The organism is Pantoea sp. DY-17 (genome assembly GCF_019795975.1).
In the GTDB taxonomy this organism is placed as follows: domain Bacteria; phylum Pseudomonadota; class Gammaproteobacteria; order Enterobacterales; family Enterobacteriaceae; genus Pantoea; species Pantoea leporis.
Map to the genome: position 1 here is coordinate 837,305 of NZ_JAIMIG010000001.1, position 23,003 is coordinate 860,307.

Consider the following 23,003-nt stretch of genomic DNA (forward strand, 5'->3'; position numbering starts at 1 on the left):
TCTGATTAAAGCGGGCGATGCGCGGTCTCTTTTGCCTTCCACAGCGCAAACAGCGTGATCAGCAACGCCAGGCTGACATACAGCGATACCCACAGCGTGCTGCCCATCTCTTTATACAAGGTCGTGATGATCAGGGGCGCAAAGCCACCGCCAATGATACCCGCCAGCGTGTAAGCCAGTGACGATCCGGCGTAGCGCACGTGGCTGGGGAACTGTTCGGTGACAAACGCCGCCTGCGGTCCGTACATCACCGCATGAATCAGCAAGCCGCCAATGACCGCCAGCACAATCAGCACCGGCTGTGAGCTATCCAGCAGCACAAAGAACACAAACGACCAGACGATTGCCAGCAGCGCACCGGCAATGTAGACCGGACGACGGCCGAGCTTGTCGGAGAGCGCACCAAACATCGGCACCGTAATCGCATTGCCAATCGCGCCGAGCATGGTGGCCATTAACGCCAGCGGACGCGGCAGTTGCAGCACGGTGGTGACGTAGGTAAGAGTGAACACCACCACCAACGCGTACAACACGTCGGAGCCGATACGTGAACCGCCAGCGATCAGTAGCTCACGCGGATAGCGAACAAACACCTCTTTCAGTGGCGTATGCGTGGTTTTCTCCGCCTGCTGCATCGCGACAAAGGTTGGCGTCTCTTCTACGCCGCGACGCAGCCATAAGCCAAACATCACCAGCAGCAGACTCAGCAGGAACGGAATGCGCCATCCCCACTCCTGAAACTGCTCGCCGCTCAACGCAACCGTTACCAGCGTGATAAATCCGGTACCAATCAAGGTACCGCACGAGGGACCTACCTGCGCAAACGAGGCGTTACGGCCACGCTTGTTGGCATCGCCATGCTCCATCGACAGCAACACTGCACCGGCCCATTCGCCGCCTAATGCAATACCCTGAATAAAGCGCAAGGCCACCAACAGCACCGGACTCCAGATGCCCCACACCGCATAGCCAGGCAGCAGGCCCATCAGTGCGGTGGTAACGCCCATAATCACCAGGGTGGTGATCAATACTGCTTTACGCCCGGCGACATCGCCGAGATGACCAAAGATAAAGCCGCCTACCGGACGGGAAATGTAGCCGACTGCATAGGTGGAGAACGCCAGAATGGTACCGACCAGCGGATCAAAGCTGGGGAAAAAGACGTGGTTAAACACCAGCGCCGCCATGATGTTGTAGACCGTGAAGTCATACCACTCCAGCGCGGTACCGATGGAGCTGGCCGCCGCGAGGCGACCGGTTTTGCTGTGGCTGGCGCGCGCGCCTGACGCGTGCGGCAACGTTGAATCGGTATTAGCCATGAGCCATCTCCTGTTGGGTTAACTGCCAGCTGAGGGAGTAGAGCTGTACGTCCGCGTTGAGTGCCTGCGCGGCATCGGCGGCGAGGGTTTTACACACTTGGGCGTCGCGGCAGGTCAGCAGCAGCATCGGATGCATTGGTCGCGTTGCGCTGGTTTCCCGTGGCAGCGGCGAGCTCAGCGTGGTGTCAGGCGTCAGCAAACGTGAGGCGATATAGCCGGGCGTTTGCTGCACGCTGCTTTGCCAGCTGCCCAGTGATGCAACATCTGTACCCGCTTTTAAGGTCAGCACCGCCAGATGGCTACCGGTGCCTTGTCCATGCTGATGCGATATGGCGCAGACGCGGCGCATCGGATTGACCATTTTGCTGAGGTTCTTCACCGACCATTCGGTCTGGCGCGTGAAGGCGGCGTGATAATCCGCGCTGGTAAAGGCTTCCAGCGATACGGTTTCATACAGGCCGAGGTATTTGCGTTCGGCATCCACCGCCTGATAACGCGTGCCGCTAAGAAAGCCGCTGATGGCCACGCGCTCTTCAACGTGTTCGTGGTCGTACCATTGGTTGAAATCCGCTTCATCTGCAGCATCGATATGGGTGGCGACAAACAGCATGCCGTGGGGTTGAGTCATGATCAGCTACTCCGTTTCAGGGTGGTTTCAATCGCGGCAGCCCAGCTGAGTAATGCAGCATCGTTGCCATGGGTGGAAGAGAGCATCAGGCCAACCGGCGCAGCGCCGGGCTGATGACAAGGCAGAGAAATCGAACAGCCATCCAGCATGTTGATCACGCTGGTGTTGCGCAGCATCAGCAGGTTGACCTGCATGTAGCGCGCGGGATCGTCGAGCTCAGTCAGCGTCGGCGCGATCAACGGCACCGTCGGCATCAGGATGCCGTCGAAGGGCGCAACCGCCTGCTCGACGCGTTGTTTCCAGTCGGCGCGCAGTTGGTAAAGTTCGGCGGCATCCTCTTCGTTCAGTAAGCTGCCGCGATTAATGCGCGTCAGAACCTGCGGATCGTAGGCTTCTGGCTGGGATTGGGCGTAATGCTGATGCCATTGCCAGGCTTCCCACGCGGTAATGCCGCCACGCGCGTTAATGGAGTCCAGTTCTACCAGCTCTTGCAGCGGCAGCTCGGTGATTTTCACGCCCTGCGCGCGCAGCACATCAAGCGCATGCAGCCAGGCGGCGCTGACGTGTTCGTCAAGGTCAGCCAGCACGCGCGTCTGCGGGATGACGAAATGCGCTTCTGAAAGATTCCGCTCATCGATTGTGAGGGGCCGATCGGCGATCACGCTATCGAGCAACCAGCAGCTGCGCACGTCGTGAGCGATCACACCGATGCTGTCGAGCGATGCCGCCAGCGGCAGCGTTCCGCGTTGATCGATGCGGCTGGCGCTCGGTTTGAAGCCGGTTATGCCGCACAGCGCCGCCGGAATGCGCACCGAACCGCCGGTATCGGTGCCAACCGCCGCCAGACACATGCCGTCGCTCACCGCGACTGCCGCACCGGAAGAGGAACCGCCCGGAATGCGCTGCTGCGCGCGCTGCCACGGATTGGCGGGTGTGCCGTAATGCGGATTGACGCCGAGGCCGGTGAAGGCGAACTCGCTCATATTGGTTTTGCCAACGATGGCGGCACCAGCCTGCTGCAGCCGATCCACCATGCTGGCGTTCGCCGCGGCTGGGCTGGCGCTACTGAGCAAGCGGGAGCCGGCGGTGGTGACTTCTCCGGCGACATCAAACAGATCTTTAATGCTGATGGGCAGACCATCAATCGCGCTGCGCGGCTGTTGCTGCTGCCAGCGCGCGCCGGCTTGTGCGGCCTGCTGCTGCGCAGCAGCGGTATATACCTTGGTGTAGACGCGTTTGCCTTCTCCGCTTTCCGCCGCAATGGCACTCAGTGCATGCTGGGTCGGGGTTTCAGGGCTGATTTGCCCTGCGAGCAGCTGCTGGCTCGCTTGCCATAACGTTGTCATAGAGAACCTCAGGCGATAACCGGCAGCGAGCCCGTGATGTAAGTGTGTTCCAGCGTGCGGTTCAGCACCGGATCGTGCAGCGCCATACGGAATTCACTGGCAGGACGGATCCCGCCGATGGCGCTGAGCGTGCCGCACGACATGGCGAAACCTTCCTCAACCTGGCCCGCAGCAAAGTAGCGGCTCAACAGATCGAGCGGCGTCAGCAATGAGGCGAGGGCGCCTTGCTGATAAGTCACCCAGTCGCCGTTGACGTTGATCCAGGCGCGCAGTTCAAGCTGATCCCAGTGCGCTTTGACGTCCGCCATGCGCCACGCGTGACCGGCCACCGGTTTGATGCACGCCTGTTTCGATAGCGCCACGCTGAACGTTTCCAGATGACGATCGGTATGATCGGAAATCAGCGAAACCCAATATTCGCCGCGATGGAAAAACACAAAGGGTTCAGCTTCACCGGACGTCTGATCGCCGACCACCTCCAGCTGCGTTTCCTGAGTTAATTGATGGGTTGCGACGCGATAAAACAGCGGCACTGCACCAGGAGCGGGCACGCCCAGCGCTTCCAGCTCCCTGATATGGTGCAGCACCGCTTCCTGGTCGCGTCCTACCCAGCCCGCGATAACAAGTTGATTAATCTCAACATCCAGTACTGCCGCATCGGCGTAATCTGTTGTAAACCGTAATTGCATGGGATCGATCTCCAGGTGAGAAATGCGTGTGAAATTTCACTGTGATTTCAATCTAGCCATTTTCATGCCAGGTTTTTGTGTAATATGTCTCAGTTACCTAATAAGGATTTGCGTGATGAGTAATGTGATGGCTGAAAATGTGAGCTCGCCGACGACCCCGAAGAGCATTTCGCTTAACGAGCGCGCCTATCTGGCGTTCAAGCACCGGCTGATCACGCTGCGCTACAAACCGGGCGACTATCTCAATATCGCGCAGGTGATGGATGACCTGGAGATGGGCAGAACGCCGGTGAATCAGGCGGTGCATCGACTGGAGACGGAAGGGCTGTTGCAGATTATCCCGCGCAAGGGCGTGATGGTGTCGCCGCTGTCAATTGATGATGCGCTGGAGTTAATTGAGGTGCGTCTGGTGAATGAGGCGCTTTGCTTGCGGCTGGCTTCGCAGCGGGTCAATGCGGCGCAGATCGTCTATCTGCGGGAGATGAATCAGCGCATTGCCAATGCCAGTGCCTCACGCGATCGCGAACAGATGATGCTGCTGGACCGCGAATTTCATCAGGTACTGGCGGACATCGCCGCCAACGGTCGGCTGGCCGATATTCTCAGCATTATCCACGCGCAGGCGCAGCGCTTCTGGGCCACCACGCTTTCCAGCGCTGCGCACATGAACGAAGTGATCGCCGAACACGAAGCGATCATTGCGGCGCTGGAGCAGGGAAATGCCGAGCTAGCGGAAGAGGCGGCGCGGGTGCATATCTATTCGTTTAAACAGGCGCTGCTGAATAATTAATATTCGGCTTCTTCACCCGGCAGCGGAATAGAGAGTTCCATGCCCTCAACCCCGGCGTAGAAAATAATCAGCTCGGCACGCTGATCCGTGGTGAAACCACGATGGGCAATATCGATGGATTCATTAAAGGCTTCGCCAGCGTTAAACGTTTTAGTCTCGCCGCTGGCTTTGTCTTCGATAGTCAGCGATCCCGATAAAATATACGCGGTATTCGGCATCGGATGCGTATGCCACGGCAGCTCGGAATGTGCAGGAAGGGTCATCTTTATCACCGTGATCTCGGGCTTACCGGCTGGATAGTGTTCAATATGCTGGCCATTCCAGGCTTGCCCGCTTTGCAGTAGCGTTTCTGCACTGTTTTCATGTTCGTTATCGGCGCTCATCTCATTCCCCTGAATCGTCATTAACAATCTCTCCCGCACAGGATAGTGCAAATCAGCAAGGCTGCGCGTGCAATCACTGTAAGCCTAAGCCGTTCGGTGATGCTCGGGTCGCATGTAAAAGAATTGTGATCGGTCACCAGGAACTGTTTAAAGTAATCGATTACTTTGTTTCTCACTGTGGAATGTAATCGATTTCTTTTTGGCGCGAGGTCAGCATGGTTTCGACAACTACAGGTTCTGAGATCGCGGCGAGGCAGCAGCGTCTGCTGATTCCCCGCTTGTCATTAATGATGTTCATGCAGTTTTTCATTTGGGGAAGCTGGTCCGTTACGCTCGGGCTGGTGATGACGCAGCACAACATGTCATTGCTGATTGGTGATGCTTTCTCAGCAGGGCCGATCGCCTCAATTCTGTCGCCGTTTGTGCTGGGCATGTTGGTTGACCGCTTCTTTCCTTCGCAGAAAGTCATGGCGGTGATGAACCTGGCGGGCGCGGTGATTTTATGGTTTGTCCCGGGCGCGCTGGTGGCCGAAAACGGCGCGCTGCTGATTGGCTTGCTGTTTGGTTATACGTTGTGTTTTATGCCGACGCTGGCGCTCTCTAACAACATTGCCTTTCACAGCCTGGCCAGCAGTGACAAAAGTTTTCCGGTGGTGCGGGTGTTCGGCACCATTGGCTGGATTGTGGCGGGCATCTTTATTGGTGTTACCGGCATCGCCTCCAGTACCGCGATTTTCACCCTGGCCGCAATCTGCTCGTTGGCGTTGGCAATTTACAGTCTGACGCTGCCGCATACGCCTGCACCGGCGAAAGGCATGCCGCTAAAAGTGCGCGATCTGTTCTGCGCGGATGCCTTTGCGCTGCTGAAAATCCGTCACTTCTTCGTGTTTGCTCTCTGCGCCACCTTGATCTCCATCCCGCTCGGCACCTATTACGCCTACACCGCGTCCTGGCTGGCGGATGCGGGCGTGAGTAACGTCAGTACCGCGATGTCATTTGGTCAGATGTCGGAAATCGTCTTCATGCTGGTGATCCCGCTGCTGTTCCGCCGCCTTGGCGTCAAATACATGTTGCTGGTCGGCATGGTGGCGTGGTTTGTGCGCTACGCGCTGTTTGCCATGGGCATGAACGATGAAAGCCGCGCACTGATCTACATGGGCATTCTGCTGCACGGTGTCTGTTATGACTTCTTCTTTGTGGTGGGCTTTATCTACACCGACCGCATCGCCGGCGAGAAAGTGAAAGGGCAGGCGCAGAGCATGGTGGTGATGTTCACCTACGGTATTGGCATGCTGCTGGGTTCGCAGATCTCGGGCGCGCTGTATAACCGCCTGATTGCCGGACAGGGCACGGCACAAAACTGGGCAACATTCTGGTGGATCCCCGCAATTGCCGCAGCGGTGATCGCCGTTCTTTTCCTCTTCACCTTTAAATACCGGGATGAAGCGGTTTGATTGACGGGAGGTGTAAGTGAAAACGTTAAAAGGACCGGGAATTTTTCTCGCGCAGTTTATTGGGCAGCAGCCACCGTTTAATTCGCTGGCAGGGTTGGCGCAATGGGCCTCTGCGCTCGGTTATAAGGCGCTACAGATGCCTTGTAATCACCCGCTAATTTTTGATCTGCCGCGCGCCGCAACCAGTCAAACCTATTGCGATGAAGTGACGGGTTTGCTGGCCAACTACGGCTTGCAGATCAGTGAATTATCGACGCACCTGGAGGGCCAGCTGATTGCCGTCCATCCGGCGCACGATCGCGCCTTCGACGGCTTTGCACCCGCCGCCTTGCACGGCGACAAAGAAAAGCGCACCGCGTGGGCGATTCAGACGGTGAAGCTGGCAGCGGCCGCGTCAGCCAACCTGGGATTGCAGGCCCACGCGACGTTCTCCGGTTCGCTGGCCTGGCCATATCTCTATCCGTGGCCGCCACACAATCCTCAGCTATTGAGTGAAGCTTTCTCAGAGCTGGCGCGGCGCTGGCTGCCGGTGCTGGACGAGTTTGACCGCTACGGCATTGATGTCTGCTACGAGATCCATCCCGGTGAGGATTTGCATGATGGCGTGACGTTTGAACGCTTCCTGGCGTTAGTGAACAATCATGCGCGCTGCAACATCTTGTTCGATCCCAGCCACTTGCACTTGCAGCATATCGATTATCTGCAGTTCATCGATATCTACCATCAGCGCATTAAGGCGTTTCACGTTAAAGATGCCGAATATCTGCCGAACGGACGCAGCGGAGTGTATGGCGGTTATCAGCGCTGGATAGATCGTGCTGGTCGCTTCCGCTCACCCGGTGACGGACAGATCGATTTCCCGGCCATTTTCAGCAAGCTGGCGCAGTACGATTATGCCGGGTGGGCGGTGCTGGAGTGGGAGTGTTGCCTGAAAGAGGCGGAAACCGGCGCGCGCGAGGGCGCCGACTTCATTCGTCGCCACATCATTCCGGTGGCCGAACGGGCATTTGATGACTTTGCCGCACAACCGCAGCAGGCAGCCAGCATCCGCGCGCAGTTGGGGCTGAGTGCGGCAGATTCGCATGATTAAGGCGGGCGCGAAATTATGCTAGCCTCCGTAGTATCTGACTGAGCAAGAGTTGCAAGCATGTCCATCCAAAAAATCGCCCGCTTAGCGGGCGTTTCTGTGGCAACAGTTTCACGGGTACTGAATAACAGCGATACGGTAAAAGCGCTGAATCGTGAGAAAGTCCTGCACGCTATTAAAGCAAGTAATTACCAGCCAAATTTATTAGCGCGTCAGTTGCGAACTGCACGTAGCTCAATGATTCTCGTGATGGTGTCGGATATCTCCAATCCCTTTTGTGCCGAGTTGGTAAAAGGCATTGAGGAGCAGGCGGAGAAAAACAGTTATCGCATTCTGTTGTGCAATTCTGGCTCAGACATCGAGCGCTCCCGCTCCAGTTTGCAATTGCTGGCCGGGAAAATGGTGGATGGCATTATCACCATGGATGCGTTCAGTAAGTTGCCAGAACTGGCGCAGCTGATTGGCGAAACGCCGTGGGTGCAATGCGCGGAATACGCCGATGCCGGTGATGTTTCCTGCGTGGGCATTGATGATGTGCAGGCATCAAAGCACGTCGTGGCGTTTCTGGCGGGCAGGGGACGACAGCGTATTGCCTTAATCAACCACGATCTCAGCTATAAATATGCGCAGCTGCGGCAGGCGGGTTATCAGCAGCAACTTATCCATGAAGCACGCAGCTGGCAGGCCATCACGTACGCCACCGAGCTGAGTTTTAATGCAGGTAAAAAGGCGATGGAAGCCTTGCTGAGAGCGCCCGAGCGTCCAGATGCCGTGTTTGCCGTGTCGGATACCTTAGCGGCGGGCGCGCTGTCAGCCATTCATGCCGCCGGGCTGCGCGTGCCGCAGGATATAGCGGTGACGGGGTTTGATGGATCCGACCTCGCCGAAATGGTCACGCCGCCGCTGAGCACGCTGGCGCAGCCGTCGCGCGCTATGGGACGCAAGGCGTTTACCTTGCTGCTGAATAAGATCGATCAACCTGATTCGCCGGCTCAACGCATTATGATGGACTGGCACTTTGTGGTGCGCGCCAGTACTTAATCGGCGTTTACGAACGCTGCGAAGTTGATGGTTTGATGATGTTAAGGTGACGCTTAGAGCTTCAGGTCCGTATTTTTCAACCAAACAGGCGCTGGCGGTTTTGCGTCAGCGCGTGCGCCACATCAGGCAGCATCGGGAAAGAACTCTGACCGCCATATTTCTGGATTGAGCAGGAACTGATTTCAGCCGCGAAAGGAATCGCTTCTTCCAGAGCGATGTTGTTCACCAGGCAATAGGCGATGCCGCCAATAAAGGAATCCCCTGCGCCGGTGGTATCCACTACATCCGGACAGAACACGGCGGGATAATGTCTGGCACCGGCATCACCGGATAACACCGCGCCTTTCTCGCCCAGCGTAATAATCACCCGGCCATTCACCTTCTGCTGTAGCGCTGCCGCACAGGTCATCGCTTCCTTAACCGACGTGACAGCGGTATTGCTCATAAAGCTGGCTTCGGTCTCATTCACCACCAGTAAATCGACCTGACTCAGCGCCTGCGGAGAGATTTCGCGTGCTGGCGCGTTGTTCAGCAAAATCTGGCAATCGTGACGGCGGGCCACGCTGATGGCACGTTCAACCACACGATCGGGAATTTCCGACTGCAGGATTAACAGAGGCCGATCGCTAAAAAACCCATCGTGAATATCGGGTTCGCTAATCAGGTAGTTTGCGCCCTTAATAATGGTGCTGCAGTAATCACCGGATTCCAGAATCTGCACGATGCCAATGCCCGAGGTTTTTCCGCGCTGGCTAATGTTATCTACCGATACCCCATTTTCATTCAGTGATTTTATGAGTTCGCTGCCATAAATATCATTGCCCACACAGCCCACCATATTGACGTTCAGTCCCAGCTTGGCGCACTGAACCGCCTGGTTTGCCCCTTTACCGCCCGGCATCAACATTAATTCGTTGCCGGTAAACGTCTCCCCAATTTCCGGCAGGCGATCCTGCTGGACAAGAATGTCGTAGTTAAGACTGCCAATAACAACAATATTATGTTTCATCATTTCGGCCCTTAATTGGCGGTGCGCTTGGACGCAACCGCATTTCTGGTGTTGTGTAAACTGGTCTGACTTTTTTCGCTGGTCTTGCTGGCGATAAGGGTAAAGATGGCATCCAGAATATTCAGATGCACAATGCGCGTGGTGGCGTTCTCTCCGGTAATCGGATTGTTTTTAACCGACGAGATAATCGAGTGCCGGGCAATTAAACTCAGTGGGCTGTTGGGATAATTGGTCAGGCAGATGGTTTCTGCGCCGTTCTCATTCGCCGCTTTTACCATCTGAATAATGTCCGTGGTTTGGCCGGAGTGAGAAATCGCCAGCAGGATATCGCCGGGTTGCATCAATGAGGCGGTCATCAGCTGCTTGTGGCTGTCACTGAACACCGACGAGAAGATGCCGATCTTCAGCAGCTTATGATTGAAGTCATCACAGATAGAACCTGAGCCACCGCACCCGGCAATAACTATGCGTGCGCTTTCTGGTTTATTAATAAACAGATACGCCACTGCTTTTATCACGGCACTGTTAATCACGCTCAGGGAATCCTGCAGTGCCAGCACCGAATTTAAAAAGGTGCTTTCAATCACCTGCTCGACATATTTTTCTGAATCCGGGATTACCGGAATATCGATGATATCTTCCTGCGTGCTGACTTGCCGGGCAATATTGATTTTCAGATCGTGAAAACCGGTAAAACCCAGTTTCTTCGATACTTTAGTAATGCTCGACACGCTAACATTCAGATAATTCGCAATATCAGTGATGCACATTTTAGATAAAGACTGCGGATTGTCGTCAATAAAACGTGCAATTGAACGCTCCTTTTTTCCCAGCTCAGGCGCAAGGGTGCGAGCCAGCAGGAATATCTCATTGCCTTTAAGTCGATTATGCATTTTGCGCGCTCATTAAAAACATTGCCGCTAAGCTAGCATGGCAGTTAGGGGAAAAGTGTTAACTGGATCACACGCTGTAAAACGTTTTACTGATGCATTTTACTGACAGTAAAATAAAAGCATCGTTATTGCGATTGTTATTTCATTAACAGTAAAATAGCTATTTAACTTATTGTATTGCAATGATTTTACTCGCAGTAAAATTTTTACTATTATAAATCTACCGTTTATTTTATTAGCGGTAGTATTTAGCTGATCGCATTTACCTGATGAATATTCTCATTTATAAGAACATGGAAATCCCATTAAAGGTAATTTAAAAAATGAAATTCTCATCACGTATAAATTCATTTCGCTCCAGAGCCGATCTGTTTGCGGCGAAGAACAATATGGATACTTGCGATCTTATTACGCGTATGGGTAGCGTTGCGGGCTTGACGCATATTGAGCTGAATTATCCGGAGCACTTTATTGGTCAGGATAAAGCGCTGATTAAACAGACCATCGCTGATAACAATTTGCAGGTGGGCGGCATCGCTCTGCGTTATAACAAAGAGTTCATCGAGGGTGAATTCACCAATCCTGATGCCGCACTGCGTAAAAAAGCCATCGAAATTACCCTCGAAGCCGCAGAGATGTGCAAATACCTCGGCGGCAATACCGTCACGCTGTGGTTTGGCTATGATGGTTACGATTATCCATTCCAGCAGGATTACTTCCGCGCCTATGAGTGGCTGGTCAGCGCACTGCAGACCGTGACTCAGGCACACGCGGATATGCAATTCAGTTTTGAATATAAGCCGTATGAACCGCGCACCTTCTCCTTTATTGGTGATGTCTCTTCAACGCTGATGCTGATTGATGATGTAGGCTCCGACAATCTCGGTATTACCCTTGATTTCTGTCACATGATCATGAAGAAAGAGAATCCCGCTTTCTCACTGTTCCAGTCGGCACGCAAAAACCGTCTGGTGGGCTTCCACCTGAATGATGGTTATGGCCATTTTGATGATGGATTGATGCTGGGTTCTGTGCATCTGATGCAGACGCTGGAATACATCTATTACGCAAAACGCGTTAACTTCAGCGGCCTGATCTATTTCGATACCTTTCCAAGCCGTGAAGATCCGGTTGCCGAATGCGCGCAAAACATTCGCATGTATAAAGCGCTCTCCAGCTTTATTGATCGTCTGAGCATTGATGAAATCGATCAGCTGATTAAAAGCCAGGATGCGCTGAAAGTGCAGGGCATGCTGATGAAAATCATCGCTGAATAAAAACAAAATCAAAACTTACCTCTATTAACTACCACCAGTCAGTGTCTGACACGGGGGAAACTATGTTCGACAAAATAGGTTTGCCTAAAAACTTGCTTTGGGGCTATATCGGCCTCGCGATATTCATGATCGGCGATGGTGTAGAACAAGCGTGGATTGCCATCTGGCTGGTGGATAAAGGGCTGTCTGTCGCGCAAGCCTCTTATCTGATCACCGCATATGGTGTCACCGTGACGCTGGCGGCCTGGGTGACCGGCGTACTGGTGCAAACCCTCGGCCCGCGCAAAGTGATGCTGTATGGGTTGATCACCTTTGTTATCGGCAGTATCGGGTTTATCGGCGTTGGCCTCAAGACCATGCACATGGCCTGGATGCTGCCGTTTTATGCCATTCGCGGCATCGGTTATCCACTGTTTGCCTACTCGTTTCTCATCTGGATTAACTACAGCACGCCGGTGGAGCGCCGTTCTACCGCAGTGGGTTGGTTCTGGTTTACCTTCTCGCTGGGTTTGAGCGTCATCGGTCCGTTCTTCTCCTCGCTGGCATTGCCGGTGATGGGCGAAATTCATGTGCTGTGGGTCGGCATGGTATTTGTGGTCGTCGGCTCCGTGTTAGGCATTTGGGTGAACCGCGACGTGGTACCGGCATCTGAAATTCATCCTTTCAGCGCGGCGGAGTTAATTAAAGGCATCACCATTCTGCAGCGTCCGGTGATTGCGATGGGATTGGTGGTGAAATCGGTAAACGGCATCGCCCAATATGGCCTGGCGACCTTCCTGCCGCTCTATCTGATCAGTTTCGGCTACAGTAAAACCGAATGGCTGCATATGTGGTCGGCGGTGTTCCTGGTGGCGATTTTCGCCAACCTGTTCTTTGGCTTTTTCGGCGATAAGTTTGGCTGGCGAACCACCATCATGTGGGTTGGTGGCTTTGGTTATGCCGCGGTGCTGATTTTGGTCTGGGCCGTGCCGCAGCTGCTGGGTCACAACTTCTATGTGATGGCATTGGTGCTGTGCCTGTGCGGTATTACCATGGCCGGTTATGTGCCGCTTTCGGCGCTGTTCCCACTGCTGGCCCCGGACAGCAAAGGCGCGGCCATGTCGGTGCTGAATCTGGGCGCAGGTTTGGGCGCATTTATCGCACCTGCCATCACCGCGCTGTTCTACTCATCGCTGGGTGCGGGCGGGGTGCTGGGAATTTATGCCGGGCTTTATGTTCTGAGCGGTGTATTGACGCCATTCCTGAAAACGCCTGAAGAGCTGGATGCGCGAGTGGCGATGACGGACAAAGCGGCCTGAAAGACGTGAGATTTTGGTTATAAAAAAAGCCCAGTTAATTAACTGGGCTTTTTATTGCGATTAAGAGATTAGACGTTGAACAAGAAGTTCATCACATCGCCATCTTTTACAATGTACTCTTTACCTTCTGAGCGCATTTTACCGGCTTCTTTCGCGCCTTGTTCGCCTTTGAAGGCAACGAAATCTTCAAACGCGATGGTCTGAGCGCGGATAAAGCCTTTCTCGAAGTCGGTATGGATTTTACCCGCCGCCTGTGGCGCGGTGGCTCCAACAGGAATGGTCCATGCACGCACTTCTTTCACGCCTGCGGTGAAGTAGGTTTGCAGGTTGAGCAGCGCATAACCGGCGCGGATCACGCGGTTCAGGCCCGGCTCTTCCAGACCCAGTTCAGCCATGAACTCGTCGCGTTCGTCATCTTCCAGCTCAGCGATATCAGACTCAACGGCAGCACACACTGGCACCACCACCGAACCTTCGGCTTCGGCAATCGCACGCACCTGATCGAGGTACGGATTGTTTTCGAAACCGTCTTCGTTGACGTTAGCGATGTACATGGTTGGCTTCAGCGTCAGGAAACTGAGGTAGCGGATGGCCGCTTTCTCGTCAGCATCCAGATTCAGTGCGCGCAGCATGCCCGCTTCTGACAGATGCGGCAGGCACTTCTCCAGCGCAGCCAGCTCGGCTTTGGCATCTTTGTCGCCGCCTTTTGCTTTCTTCTGGCAACGCTGAATCGCACGTTCGCAGGTGTCGAGATCCGACAGCGCCAGCTCGGTGTTGATGACGTCAATATCTTCCGCCGGGTTAACTTTACCGGCAACGTGGATGATGTTGTCGTTTTCAAAGCAGCGCACCACGTGACCGATGGCTTCGGTTTCACGGATGTTAGTCAGGAACTGGTTGCCCAAGCCTTCACCCTTGGACGCGCCTTTCACCAGACCGGCGATATCGACGAATTCCATGGTGGTGGGCACGACGCGCTGTGGCTTAACAATCTCGCTCAGCTGATCGAGGCGCAGATCGGGCATTGGCACCACACCGGTGTTTGGCTCGATGGTGCAGAACGGAAAGTTGGCTGCTTCGATACCCGCTTTAGTCAGCGCGTTGAACAGGGTGGATTTACCGACGTTCGGCAGGCCCACAATACCGCATTTAAATCCCATGGTCTGATTACCTTTCTCACTGAGTGCGCAGCGCTGTTCAATAGCGCCGACAGATTCAAAAAATTTCGCGCATTATACACAGAATTGCCTTCTGCGGCGCGGGAATTGGCCTTAGCCCGCCTTGAACGCGTGCAGGCGGTTCATCGCCTTAATCTTGTCTTCTTTCAGCCACAGTTCGGTGCAGCGCACCGCTTCGTCTACGGCATCATCAATCAGCTTTTGTTCGCTGGCTGGCGGCTTACCCAGCACGAAACCGGTCACTTTATTGCGGTCGCCAGGATGACCAATACCCACGCGTAAACGGTGAAAATTATTGTTGTTGCCCAGCTTGCTGATGATGTCTTTCAGGCCGTTATGGCCGCCGTGGCCGCCACCTTGCTTGAATTTCGCCACGCCCGGCGGTAAATCCAGCTCATCGTGCGCTACCAAAATCTCTTCTGGCGCAATGCGATAAAAAGTCGCCATCGCCGCCACCGCTTTGCCGCTGAGATTCATAAAAGTGGTGGGCACCAGCAGGCGCACATCTTCTCCCGCCAGCGACAGGCGCGCGGTATAGCCATAAAACTTTGGCTCGTCTTTTAAGGACTGATTGTTGCGGCTCGCCAGTAAATCGACATACCAGGCGCCAGCGTTATGGCGGGTTGCGGCGTATTCAGCGCCGGGATTGGCCAGCCCCACAATCAGTTTAATGCTGCTCACGATGTTTATCCTGTCTTGCTGCGGAAAGGGCGATAGTTTACTGCCTGGCGGCACGGATGACAAAGGCCACGCGCCACAGATAATGTCTCTACGTGACTAATCATTTTCTATCGAAATCAAGGCGCTGGCGGTAAAGATTTGTCAAAGGTTGTGAAGGATATGTGATCCTGTACGCAACTTAAGCGGCAGGTATTGCCTAAGCTTATGGCTAATTAACCATACGTGCTGTTTTGCTTTTAAAAGGATGGAGGTGGATCATGAAACGTCAAAATTGCCGCTTTGTAGGTAACGGTTTGATGTGTTTGGGTTTACTGACGATGGTATTAGGCGTCGGCTATTCCATTATCAACCAGCTTCCTTCACTCAACCTGCCGCAATTCCTCGCGCACGGTGCGATGTTCAGCATCTTCGTTGGCGCTTTACTGTGGCTGGTGGGCGCGCGCGTCAGCGGACGTGAGCGCGTGGAAGATCGTTATTACTGGTTACGTCATTACGGCGATAAGCGTTGCCGTCGCAATCACTCATCACATTAAGTGAGTACGGTTTGCTGCAGCGGCTGTAACTGCGCGAGATAACGTTCGATGCGGTTACGGCCGCTGGCTTTTGCGCGGTACAACGCTTCATCGGCCAGCGCCAGCAACAGCGGGAAGGGTTCGCCAGGCTGCAGCGCGGTGGCATAACCGATGCTGACGGTATAACGCACGTCGTTGGGTTGCGACAGCTGTGTCGCCAAACGGATACGTTCACATACCCGCTGCGCCTGCTCGGCATCGCCGGGAATGATCGCAGCAAACTCCTCGCCACCCAAACGGGCAAAATGTCCACTCTCTGGCATCAACGCCTGCACCACCTGACAAAAATCGATTAACACTTGATCGCCTTGCTGATGGCCGAAACGGTCATTGATGCTTTTAAAATGGTCCAGATCGAACAGCACCGCGCTATAGACAAAGTGTTGTGACTGTCGCGCGCTGCGCAATATCATTTTATCGGCCTGCTCGAACAGCGCGCGGCGATTCCACACGCTGGTGAGCGGATCGTGCATTGATGCCAGTTTATGGGCGATTTGCGTGCGTTCGTTGACCATCGCCAGAATGGTGAAACTCAGGCCAATAACAAACAGGATCGATTCAAGAATCACATACACCGAGAAGCTGGAACCGCCAATCGCACCGCGCACCGGCGTCGCCACCGCATCGTCCAGAAAGATACGCGCCACGTGAAACAGCAAATGGATCCATAGCAGGATTTGCGCCGGCCAGAAGGTGACGGTCAACGACGCGCGCACGCGCCACAGCAAGCGGATTAGCGCGCCGGTATAGATGATGCACAGCAGGCAAACCACCAGCACGCGCTTCGGCTGGCTGTGATAAAACTGGGGGAACAGACACAGAATCGCCCACAACAAACCGCCGCCTAACCAGCTGAGGCCAATCGCGTTACCGCAGAAGATGCGGAAGGCATTGAGCAGATTGCCATAAGCCAGCAACAGCATGACGTTGCCGACCGCGACCGGTAAAAAATGGAATCCCGCACTGCGTAAGCTGCTAAGGAACACCGCCGCCAGGGTTAAAACCAGCGCCAGCGTGGTGCAGCCCAATACGCGATCGTACTGCGCACCGACCCAGGCAAAAATCAAAATGATACTCAAAAACCCCAGCACAAAGAGCTCGCAAACAAACAGTGTGTAGAGGTCGAGAGTCATAGTGGTCGGAGCTCTTAAAAAAGTGGGGAAGAAAATACCATTAATTATTGGAGCGCTAAAGGGCGGCAATGCGAGTTGATGGAAAAGAGTGGATGGCAGCGAGAATAGCGAGATTTAACGAAATTTATCGCGCAAATATCAATGGGGAAAGTGGCTTAATCGGTGAGTCAGATTGAGGGCAGGGTGCAAAGAAAAACCGGGCACGAGGCCCGGTTTCACGCGATGAATTAATGCTCAAACATCGCGGAGATTGATTCTTCGTTGCTGATACGACGAATCGCTTCGGCCAACATGCCAGACAGCGTCAGAGTACGCACGTTTGGCAGAGATTTCATCTCTTCAGACAGCGGAATGGTATCGCAGACAATCACCTGGTCAATCACCGACTTACGCAGGTTTTCCACCGCATTGCCGGAGAAGATTGGGTGAGTAGCGTAAGCGAAAACACGTTTCGCGCCGCGCTCTTTCAACGCTTCAGCCGCTTTGCACAGCGTACCGCCGGTGTCGATCATATCGTCGACCAGTACACAGTCACGACCCGCAACGTCACCAATAATGTGCATCACCTGCGAAACGTTCGCGCGCGGGCGGCGTTTGTCGATGATAGCCATATCGGTATCGTTGAGCAGTTTGGCGATGGCGCGGGCACGCACTACGCCACCGATGTCTGGGGAAACTACAATGGGATTTTCCAGGCCAATTTGCAGCATATCTTCCAGCAGGATTGGGCTGCCGAAGACGTTATCCACCGGGACATCAAAGAAGCCCTGAATCTGTTCAGCATGCAGGTCAACGGTGAGAACACGGTCAACGCCCACGCTAGAAAGGAAATCGGCAACCACTTTGGCAGTGATCGGTACACGAGCAGAACGCACACGGCGGTCCTGACGCGCATAGCCAAAGTAAGGAATGACAGCAGTAATACGACCAGCAGAAGCCCGACGCAAGGCGTCGACCATCACAACCAGCTCCATCAGATTATCGTTGGTGGGGGCACAGGTGGACTGGATGATGAAAATATCACCACCGCGTACATTTTCGTTAATCTGTACACTTACTTCACCATCACTGAAACGGCCAACAGCGGCGTCTCCGAGGCTAGTGTAAAGGCGGTTGGCAATACGTTGTGCTAGTTCCGGGGTGGCGTTACCAGCAAATAGCTTCATATCAGGCACGAGAAGAACCTCAGGCTTGGCGTCCAGAGAATGAACGGCTCTAGAGTAACCGGCGAATACCAAAGAGCATGTTCATACGGGTGTGTTAATGCGCAACATGCAGTGTCTGGAACGGGTGACACTGTCACGTAGACGCTTTTAGCCCAGAAAGTGTGCGCTGCAACGGCGAGAGGTTAAGCCCGCGCGCCACAAATCCGCAAATCCATTTCGGGGCAAGCTCCAGCACCTGACGTGCGTCGGATTCGGTGTCAAATTCAGCAAACACACAAGCTCCGGTCCCAGTCAGGCGCGACGGCGCGTATTCTAGCAGCCAGGAAAGCAGCTCATCAACCTTACGAAAACGTTTTCTTGCCACAGCCTCACAATCATTGTGAAAAGGACGCTGTAACAGTTCATCTAATGTGCGGATTGGTGAATCGCGCGTCAGTTCGGGATCGCGGAACAGATCTGGCGTCGCGATGCTCACGCCTGGATGCGCCACCAGATACCATTTTTCTGCCGGTTCAGCCGGCTGCAACAGTTCGCCCACGCCTTCTGCAAAGGCCGCGTGACCTCCAATAAATACTGGCACATCCGCGCCCAGTTTGATGCCAATCGTCGCCAGCTCAGTAACGCTTAACCCGGTTTGCCACAGATGATTCAGCGCTACTAACACCGTTGCCGCATCTGAAGAACCGCCGCCAAGCCCGCCGCCCATCGGCAAAACCTTCTCCAGCGCGATGCTGGCACCGGCCTGCGCGGGCAAGGTGCCACGCGCAGCGGCAACGGTTTTTAACGCCTGCGCAGCACGCACAATCAGGTTCTCGTCATCCGGCACGCCAGTCAGCGGCGTCAGCAGCGTTATCTTGCCGCTGCTGTCCGGTGTGATTTCCAGCGTGTCACCGTAATCGAGGAACTGAAACAGCGTTTGCAGATTGTGGTAGCCGTCAGCACGACGGCCAGTGATATACAGGAACAGATTCAGTTTTGCTGGCGCGGGCCACGTGGTGATCATTGAGTGGTCCAGCTATCCATGCGTAATTTGATGCGCTGACCGCCTTCAGACAGCTCCAGATTCGCTGGCAGCGGCGGATTCACTTTGCTGTCGTAATCAGAAATGTTCACTTTCCACTGCTGACCGTTGCGGCTGTAGTTAAGGCTTTGCAGCTGGTAATTGTTATTCAGCTGATAATCGCTGGCATCGCCCGGCAAGCCCATCATCCACTGACGCAGATTGGCGAGCGGGATATCCATGCCGGTAAGCTGTGAAATCATCTTCTCGGCATCGTTACTCACGTAGCGCTTGCCTTTGTTATCCACGATCTGCACCACGGAACCTTGCGCATCCAACTGCAATTCGGTGCTGCCGAGCGGATTGGTCAGCAGCAGGCGATAGCGATCCGCAGCGGTTTGCTGCCAGTTAAAGCGTGCATACACTTTTTGCTTATCCGACAGGTAAGCGAACGCACCGCGCGTCTGATACTGGCTGATTTTCGCCACGGCTTGCTGATGCTGCTGCCATTGCGGTGATGTGGTGCTTGGGCCCGGACCTTGTGGTTTGTTAATGGTACATGCAGCCAGTAACACGCTGGCAAGGGGTAAAAGGCGCAGTAACTTGCGCGGGGGCAAATGCATCACGTGGTCATCTCCTCAGACACGTTTTTACTTCGTAACCGGTAACGCTAACCATCCGCATGTAAGCCGTCAATGCTGTTATGGCAATAATTGCGCACGATCAGTTTAATCTTATTACTGTCATAGGCTTTGTATGGCTTTTCTTGACCTGTGGCATCTTGTAGAATGCGCTGCACAAAACCCTGACAACACTTGGGATATCCCAACCCGAATCACATGACGCTGCTTGCACTCGGAATCAACCACAAAACTGCACCTGTTGCGCTACGCGAACGCGTTGCGTTTACACCAGACACGCTGGAACTGGCGCTGAATAGCCTGCTGTCCCAGCCGATGGTGCAGAGCGGTGTGGTCCTTTCGACCTGCAACCGTACAGAACTCTACCTCAGTGTAGAGCAGCAAGCCGACCTGCAGGAGAAGCTGGTGCGTTGGCTGTGTGACTATCACGATCTGCGTGAAGAGGATGTGCGCAACAGCCTCTACTGGCATCAGGACAACGCGGCGGTCAGCCATCTGATGCGCGTGGCCAGCGGGCTGGATTCACTGGTGTTGGGTGAACCACAGATTTTAGGTCAGGTTAAAAAAGCTTTTGTTGATTCGTCACGCGACCACGCGCTGAGCAGTGAACTGGAGCGCATGTTCCAGAAAACCTTCTCGGTGGCCAAGCGTGTGCGCACCGAAACCGAGATTGGCGCCAGCGCCGTATCGGTCGCCTTCGCTGCCTGTTCACTGGCGCGTCAAATTTTTGAATCGCTCAGCACCGTTAACGTGCTGCTGGTCGGCGCTGGTGAAACCATCGAGTTAGTGGCGCGTCATCTGCGCGAACACTCCGTCAAGAAGCTGATGATCGCCAACCGCACCCGCGAACGCGCACAGCTGCTGGCCGATGAAGTGGGGGCAGAAGTGATTGGCCTCGGCGATATCGAAACCCGTCTGGCCGATGCCGACATCATTATCTCTTCCACCGCCAGCCCGCTGCCGATTATCGGTAAAGGGATGGTGGAGCGCGCGCTGAAAGCGCGTCGCAATCAGCCGATGCTGCTGGTGGATATCGCCGTACCGCGCGATGTCGAGCCGGAAGTGGGCAAGCTGGCGAACGCCTATCTCTACAGCGTTGATGATCTGCAAGCGATCATCGAGCAGAACATGGCGCAGCGCAAAGCCGCCGCCGTGCAGGCTGAAAGCATTGTGGTGCAGGAGAGCGGCGAATTTATGGCCTGGCTGCGCGCGCAAAGCGCGGTTGAGACCATCCGTGAATACCGTTCGCAGGCCGATCAGGTGCGCGCCGAGTTACAGGAACGCGCGCTGGCCGCGCTGCAGCAGGGCGCTGACGCCGAAAAAGTGCTACAGGAACTGGCACACAAGCTGACCAACCGTTTAATTCATGCACCAACCAAATCACTGCAGCAGGCCGCGCGCGACGGCGACAGCGAACGCCTGCAGATCTTACGTGACAGCCTCGGTTTAGAGTAATCTGGTCAGTCACGACCTATCACTGGGATACCCGCTATTACATGAAGAGCTCTATTGTTGCCAAGCTGGAAGCGCTCCAGGAACGCCACGAGGAAGTGGAAGCGTTGCTGGGCGATGCCGGCGTGATTGCCGATCAGGATCGTTTCCGTGCGTTATCACGCGAATATGCCCAGCTTAGCGACGTCACCCGTTGTTTCCGCGAATGGCAGCAGGTGCAGGAAGACGTTGAAACTGCCGAAATGATGCTGGAAGACCCGGAAATGCGCGAGATGGCGCAGGAAGAATTAAAGCTGTCACGCGAGAAGCGTGAAGCGCTGGAACAACAGCTGCAAGTGCTGCTGCTGCCGAAAGATCCCGACGATGAACGTTCGTGCTTTGTCGAAGTGCGCGCCGGAACCGGCGGTGATGAAGCGGCGATTTTTGCCGGCGATCTGTTCCGTATGTACAGCCGTTACGCCGAAGCGCGTCGCTGGCAGGTTGAGATCATCAGCGCCAACGAAGGTGAGCACGGCGGCTATAAAGAAGTGATCGCCCGCATCATCGGCGATGGCGCGTATGGCCGCTTTAAGTTTGAATCGGGCGGCCATCGCGTACAGCGCGTGCCAGAAACCGAATCGCAGGGCCGTATTCACACCTCGGCTTGTACCGTTGCGGTCATGCCGGAACTGCCCGAAGCGGAAATGCCGGAAATCAACGCCGGCGATTTGAAAATCGACACCTTCCGTTCTTCCGGTGCCGGTGGTCAGCACGTTAACACCACCGATTCCGCGATTCGTATCACCCACTTGCCAACTGGCATTGTGGTGGAGTGTCAGGACGAACGTTCACAGCACAAAAACAAAGCCAAAGCGTTGGCGGTGTTAGGTGCGCGTATTCACGCGGCGGAAATGGCGAAGCGTAATGCCGCTGAAGCTTCGACGCGTCGTAACCTGCTCGGCAGCGGCGACCGTTCGGATCGTAACCGCACCTACAACTTCCCGCAGGGCCGCGTCACCGATCACCGCATCAACCTCACGGTTTACCGTCTCGATGAGGTGATGGAAGGCAAGCTGGATGCGCTGATTGAGCCGATTGTGCAGGAGTATCAAGCCGATCAGCTGGCCGCGCTGGCTGGACAGGACTAATGATCATCCGTCGCTGGCTACAGCAGGCTGTGGTAGCGCTCTGTGGCGGCGACAGCCCGAAGCGCGATGCGGAAATATTGCTGGGTTTTGTGACGGGCAAAGCGCGCAGTTGGCTGATTGCCTTTGACGATGCGGAACTGGACGCGCAGCAGCTGGAACAACTGAATGCGCTGCTGGCGCGCCGCGTCAACGGCGAGCCGATTGCGCATCTGGTCGGCGAGCGTGAATTCTGGTCGCTGCCGTTGCGCGTCAGTGATGCCACGCTGATCCCGCGTCCGGACACCGAAGTGCTGGTGGAGCAAGCGCTGGCGCATCTGCCTGCCGCCGCGACTTCACTGCTGGATTTAGGCACCGGCACCGGCGCGATTGCGCTGGCGCTGGCCAGCGAACGGCCAGGCTGCCAGGTTATCGGCTGCGATCGCATCGCGGCGGCGGTGGAACTGGCGCAGGACAATGCGCAGCGTCTGCACATTGATAACGCCCGCTTCATCCTCAGCAACTGGTTTAACGATCTTCCCGCCCAACGTTTTGATCTGATTGTCAGCAATCCGCCCTATATTGATGCCGCCGATGAACATCTGCAGCAGGGCGACGTGCGCTTTGAACCGCGCAGCGCGTTAGTGGCGGACGATCAGGGTTTGGCCGATTTACGTTTTATCATTCATACCGCACCGCACTGGCTGCACGCTGGCGGCTGGCTGCTGCTGGAACATGGCTGGCAGCAAGGTGCAGCCGTGCGCGCCATCATGACGCAGCACGGTTATCAGGCGGTGAGTACCGTTGACGATTACGGCGGTAATCCGCGCGTCACACTAGGACAATTTTTTAATAAGGAATAA

Annotated in this window: 23 protein-coding genes; 10 read left to right on the top strand and 13 right to left on the bottom strand. The window is 55.0% G+C overall.

From position 1 onward, the window contains the following. Window positions 1–5: 5 nt before the first annotated feature. From K5Y33_RS04030 to K5Y33_RS04045, 4 genes are read right to left on the bottom strand one after another with little or no spacing between them, the layout of a single operon-like run. Window positions 6–1,319 (bottom strand): MFS transporter, encoded by a 1,314-nt coding sequence (locus tag K5Y33_RS04030; protein WP_222233300.1) that lies wholly within the window; start codon window positions 1,317–1,319, stop codon window positions 6–8. After that, complete coding sequence (locus K5Y33_RS04035) at window positions 1,312–1,947, bottom strand: DUF4286 family protein (protein ID WP_192411654.1); 636 nt, start codon at window positions 1,945–1,947, stop codon at window positions 1,312–1,314. The genes K5Y33_RS04030 and K5Y33_RS04035 overlap by 8 nt, the downstream gene beginning before the upstream one ends. Window positions 1,948–1,949: 2 nt before the next feature. After that, window positions 1,950–3,293, bottom strand: a complete 1,344-nt coding sequence (locus K5Y33_RS04040; RefSeq protein ID WP_222233301.1) for an amidase — start codon at window positions 3,291–3,293, stop codon at window positions 1,950–1,952. Between the two features lie 8 nt (window positions 3,294–3,301). After that, the gene (locus K5Y33_RS04045; protein WP_222233302.1) at window positions 3,302–3,982 is read right to left on the bottom strand and encodes a DUF2848 domain-containing protein; all 681 of its coding nucleotides are present in this window, start codon (window positions 3,980–3,982) and stop codon (window positions 3,302–3,304) included. 115 nt (window positions 3,983–4,097) lie between these two features. Here K5Y33_RS04045 and K5Y33_RS04050 point away from each other — a divergent pair, with 115 nt between their 5' ends. Further along, window positions 4,098–4,772 carry a GntR family transcriptional regulator gene (locus tag K5Y33_RS04050; RefSeq protein WP_137385984.1) on the top strand — a complete coding sequence of 225 codons (675 nt, stop codon included), beginning with the start codon at window positions 4,098–4,100 and terminating at the stop codon, window positions 4,770–4,772. Here the strand turns inward: K5Y33_RS04050 and K5Y33_RS04055 are convergent. Next, entirely contained in the window at window positions 4,769–5,155 is a 387-nt protein-coding gene (locus K5Y33_RS04055) for a cupin domain-containing protein (RefSeq protein WP_222233851.1), read from the bottom strand. The genes K5Y33_RS04050 and K5Y33_RS04055 overlap by 4 nt on opposite strands. 215 nt (window positions 5,156–5,370) lie before the next feature. Between K5Y33_RS04055 and K5Y33_RS04060 the strand changes: the two genes are divergently transcribed. The 3 genes from K5Y33_RS04060 to K5Y33_RS04070 are packed head-to-tail and all read left to right on the top strand — an operon-like array spanning window position 5,371 to window position 8,737. After that, window positions 5,371–6,609: an MFS transporter gene (locus K5Y33_RS04060; RefSeq protein ID WP_222233303.1), complete on the top strand. Its 1,239-nt coding sequence runs from the start codon at window positions 5,371–5,373 to the stop codon at window positions 6,607–6,609. A gap of 16 nt (window positions 6,610–6,625) precedes the next feature. After that, on the top strand, window positions 6,626–7,699 hold the full coding sequence (locus K5Y33_RS04065; protein WP_222233304.1) for a sugar phosphate isomerase/epimerase: 1,074 nt from the start codon (window positions 6,626–6,628) through the stop codon (window positions 7,697–7,699). 57 nt (window positions 7,700–7,756) lie between these two features. Then, window positions 7,757–8,737 (top strand): LacI family DNA-binding transcriptional regulator, encoded by a 981-nt coding sequence (locus K5Y33_RS04070; protein WP_101764101.1) that lies wholly within the window; start codon window positions 7,757–7,759, stop codon window positions 8,735–8,737. Window positions 8,738–8,813: 76 nt separating this feature from the next. On the opposite strand, the gene K5Y33_RS04075 is transcribed toward K5Y33_RS04070, so the two are convergent. Further along, window positions 8,814–9,746, bottom strand: coding sequence for a ribokinase (locus tag K5Y33_RS04075; RefSeq protein ID WP_222233852.1), 933 nt, complete (start codon window positions 9,744–9,746; stop codon window positions 8,814–8,816). 11 nt (window positions 9,747–9,757) lie between these two features. Beyond that, entirely contained in the window at window positions 9,758–10,639 is an 882-nt protein-coding gene (locus K5Y33_RS04080; RefSeq protein ID WP_137385979.1) for an SIS domain-containing protein, read from the bottom strand. A gap of 323 nt (window positions 10,640–10,962) precedes the next feature. Here K5Y33_RS04080 and K5Y33_RS04085 point away from each other — a divergent pair, with 323 nt between their 5' ends. Together K5Y33_RS04085 and K5Y33_RS04090 are read left to right on the top strand one after the other, a co-directional pair. Continuing rightward, window positions 10,963–11,916, top strand: coding sequence for a sugar phosphate isomerase/epimerase (locus K5Y33_RS04085; protein ID WP_101764104.1), 954 nt, complete (start codon window positions 10,963–10,965; stop codon window positions 11,914–11,916). A gap of 62 nt (window positions 11,917–11,978) precedes the next feature. Then, entirely contained in the window at window positions 11,979–13,214 is a 1,236-nt protein-coding gene (locus K5Y33_RS04090) for an MFS transporter (protein WP_110866351.1), read from the top strand. Between the two features lie 68 nt (window positions 13,215–13,282). Here K5Y33_RS04090 and ychF read toward each other — a convergent pair whose 3' ends face one another. Further along, complete coding sequence (gene ychF, locus K5Y33_RS04095; RefSeq protein WP_008107633.1) at window positions 13,283–14,374, bottom strand: redox-regulated ATPase YchF; 1,092 nt, start codon at window positions 14,372–14,374, stop codon at window positions 13,283–13,285. 111 nt (window positions 14,375–14,485) lie between these two features. After that, window positions 14,486–15,073: an aminoacyl-tRNA hydrolase gene (pth, locus tag K5Y33_RS04100; RefSeq protein ID WP_008107639.1), complete on the bottom strand. Its 588-nt coding sequence runs from the start codon at window positions 15,071–15,073 to the stop codon at window positions 14,486–14,488. 257 nt (window positions 15,074–15,330) lie between these two features. Here pth and ychH point away from each other — a divergent pair, with 257 nt between their 5' ends. Then, window positions 15,331–15,606, top strand: a complete 276-nt coding sequence (gene ychH, locus K5Y33_RS04105; RefSeq protein ID WP_061723496.1) for a stress-induced protein YchH — start codon at window positions 15,331–15,333, stop codon at window positions 15,604–15,606. Here ychH and K5Y33_RS04110 read toward each other — a convergent pair. The 4 genes from K5Y33_RS04110 to lolB all read right to left on the bottom strand — a co-directional run bounded on the left by K5Y33_RS04110 (window position 15,603) and on the right by lolB (window position 19,567). Continuing rightward, on the bottom strand, window positions 15,603–16,778 hold the full coding sequence (locus K5Y33_RS04110; RefSeq protein ID WP_222233305.1) for a GGDEF domain-containing protein: 1,176 nt from the start codon (window positions 16,776–16,778) through the stop codon (window positions 15,603–15,605). The genes ychH and K5Y33_RS04110 overlap by 4 nt on opposite strands. Before the next feature lie 227 nt (window positions 16,779–17,005). Then, a complete protein-coding gene (prs, locus tag K5Y33_RS04115) occupies window positions 17,006–17,953 on the bottom strand; it encodes a ribose-phosphate diphosphokinase (RefSeq protein WP_006118899.1) in 948 nt (315 codons plus the stop codon). A 124-nt stretch (window positions 17,954–18,077) separates the two neighbouring features. Next, a complete protein-coding gene (gene ispE / locus K5Y33_RS04120; RefSeq protein WP_222233306.1) occupies window positions 18,078–18,947 on the bottom strand; it encodes a 4-(cytidine 5'-diphospho)-2-C-methyl-D-erythritol kinase in 870 nt (289 codons plus the stop codon). Continuing rightward, complete coding sequence (gene lolB, locus K5Y33_RS04125) at window positions 18,944–19,567, bottom strand: lipoprotein insertase outer membrane protein LolB (RefSeq protein WP_101764109.1); 624 nt, start codon at window positions 19,565–19,567, stop codon at window positions 18,944–18,946. The genes ispE and lolB overlap by 4 nt, the downstream gene beginning before the upstream one ends. Before the next feature lie 216 nt (window positions 19,568–19,783). Here lolB and hemA point away from each other — a divergent pair, with 216 nt between their 5' ends. Genes hemA through prmC form a run of 3 tightly spaced genes read left to right on the top strand, consistent with a single transcriptional unit; the run spans window position 19,784 to window position 23,003 of the window. Beyond that, the gene (gene hemA, locus K5Y33_RS04130) at window positions 19,784–21,040 is read left to right on the top strand and encodes a glutamyl-tRNA reductase (RefSeq protein ID WP_061718543.1); all 1,257 of its coding nucleotides are present in this window, start codon (window positions 19,784–19,786) and stop codon (window positions 21,038–21,040) included. Window positions 21,041–21,081: 41 nt separating this feature from the next. Then, on the top strand, window positions 21,082–22,164 hold the full coding sequence (gene prfA / locus K5Y33_RS04135) for a peptide chain release factor 1 (protein ID WP_210080803.1): 1,083 nt from the start codon (window positions 21,082–21,084) through the stop codon (window positions 22,162–22,164). After that, window positions 22,164–23,003, top strand: coding sequence for a peptide chain release factor N(5)-glutamine methyltransferase (prmC, locus tag K5Y33_RS04140; RefSeq protein ID WP_222233307.1), 840 nt, complete (start codon window positions 22,164–22,166; stop codon window positions 23,001–23,003). Before prfA ends, prmC begins: the two co-directional genes overlap by 1 nt.

Bases quoted from the DNA above. Each gene is read 5' to 3' on its own strand.
- K5Y33_RS04030 (WP_222233300.1), bottom strand. From the start codon at position 1,319: ATGGCTAATACCGATTCAACGTTGCCGCACGCGTCAGGCGCGCGCGCC.
- K5Y33_RS04035 (WP_192411654.1), bottom strand. From the start codon at position 1,947: ATGACTCAACCCCACGGCATGCTGTTTGTCGCCACCCATATCGATGCT.
- K5Y33_RS04040 (WP_222233301.1), bottom strand. From the start codon at position 3,293: ATGACAACGTTATGGCAAGCGAGCCAGCAGCTGCTCGCAGGGCAAATC.
- K5Y33_RS04045 (WP_222233302.1), bottom strand. From the start codon at position 3,982: ATGCAATTACGGTTTACAACAGATTACGCCGATGCGGCAGTACTGGAT.
- K5Y33_RS04050 (WP_137385984.1), top strand. From the start codon at position 4,098: ATGAGTAATGTGATGGCTGAAAATGTGAGCTCGCCGACGACCCCGAAG.
- K5Y33_RS04055 (WP_222233851.1), bottom strand. From the start codon at position 5,155: ATGAGCGCCGATAACGAACATGAAAACAGTGCAGAAACGCTACTGCAA.
- K5Y33_RS04060 (WP_222233303.1), top strand. From the start codon at position 5,371: ATGGTTTCGACAACTACAGGTTCTGAGATCGCGGCGAGGCAGCAGCGT.
- K5Y33_RS04070 (WP_101764101.1), top strand. From the start codon at position 7,757: ATGTCCATCCAAAAAATCGCCCGCTTAGCGGGCGTTTCTGTGGCAACA.
- K5Y33_RS04075 (WP_222233852.1), bottom strand. From the start codon at position 9,746: ATGAAACATAATATTGTTGTTATTGGCAGTCTTAACTACGACATTCTT.
- K5Y33_RS04080 (WP_137385979.1), bottom strand. From the start codon at position 10,639: ATGCATAATCGACTTAAAGGCAATGAGATATTCCTGCTGGCTCGCACC.
- K5Y33_RS04085 (WP_101764104.1), top strand. From the start codon at position 10,963: ATGAAATTCTCATCACGTATAAATTCATTTCGCTCCAGAGCCGATCTG.
- K5Y33_RS04090 (WP_110866351.1), top strand. From the start codon at position 11,979: ATGTTCGACAAAATAGGTTTGCCTAAAAACTTGCTTTGGGGCTATATC.
- ychF (WP_008107633.1), bottom strand. From the start codon at position 14,374: ATGGGATTTAAATGCGGTATTGTGGGCCTGCCGAACGTCGGTAAATCC.
- ychH (WP_061723496.1), top strand. From the start codon at position 15,331: ATGAAACGTCAAAATTGCCGCTTTGTAGGTAACGGTTTGATGTGTTTG.
- K5Y33_RS04110 (WP_222233305.1), bottom strand. From the start codon at position 16,778: ATGACTCTCGACCTCTACACACTGTTTGTTTGCGAGCTCTTTGTGCTG.
- ispE (WP_222233306.1), bottom strand. From the start codon at position 18,947: ATGATCACCACGTGGCCCGCGCCAGCAAAACTGAATCTGTTCCTGTAT.
- lolB (WP_101764109.1), bottom strand. From the start codon at position 19,567: ATGCATTTGCCCCCGCGCAAGTTACTGCGCCTTTTACCCCTTGCCAGC.
- hemA (WP_061718543.1), top strand. From the start codon at position 19,784: ATGACGCTGCTTGCACTCGGAATCAACCACAAAACTGCACCTGTTGCG.
- prfA (WP_210080803.1), top strand. From the start codon at position 21,082: ATGAAGAGCTCTATTGTTGCCAAGCTGGAAGCGCTCCAGGAACGCCAC.
- prmC (WP_222233307.1), top strand. From the start codon at position 22,164: ATGATCATCCGTCGCTGGCTACAGCAGGCTGTGGTAGCGCTCTGTGGC.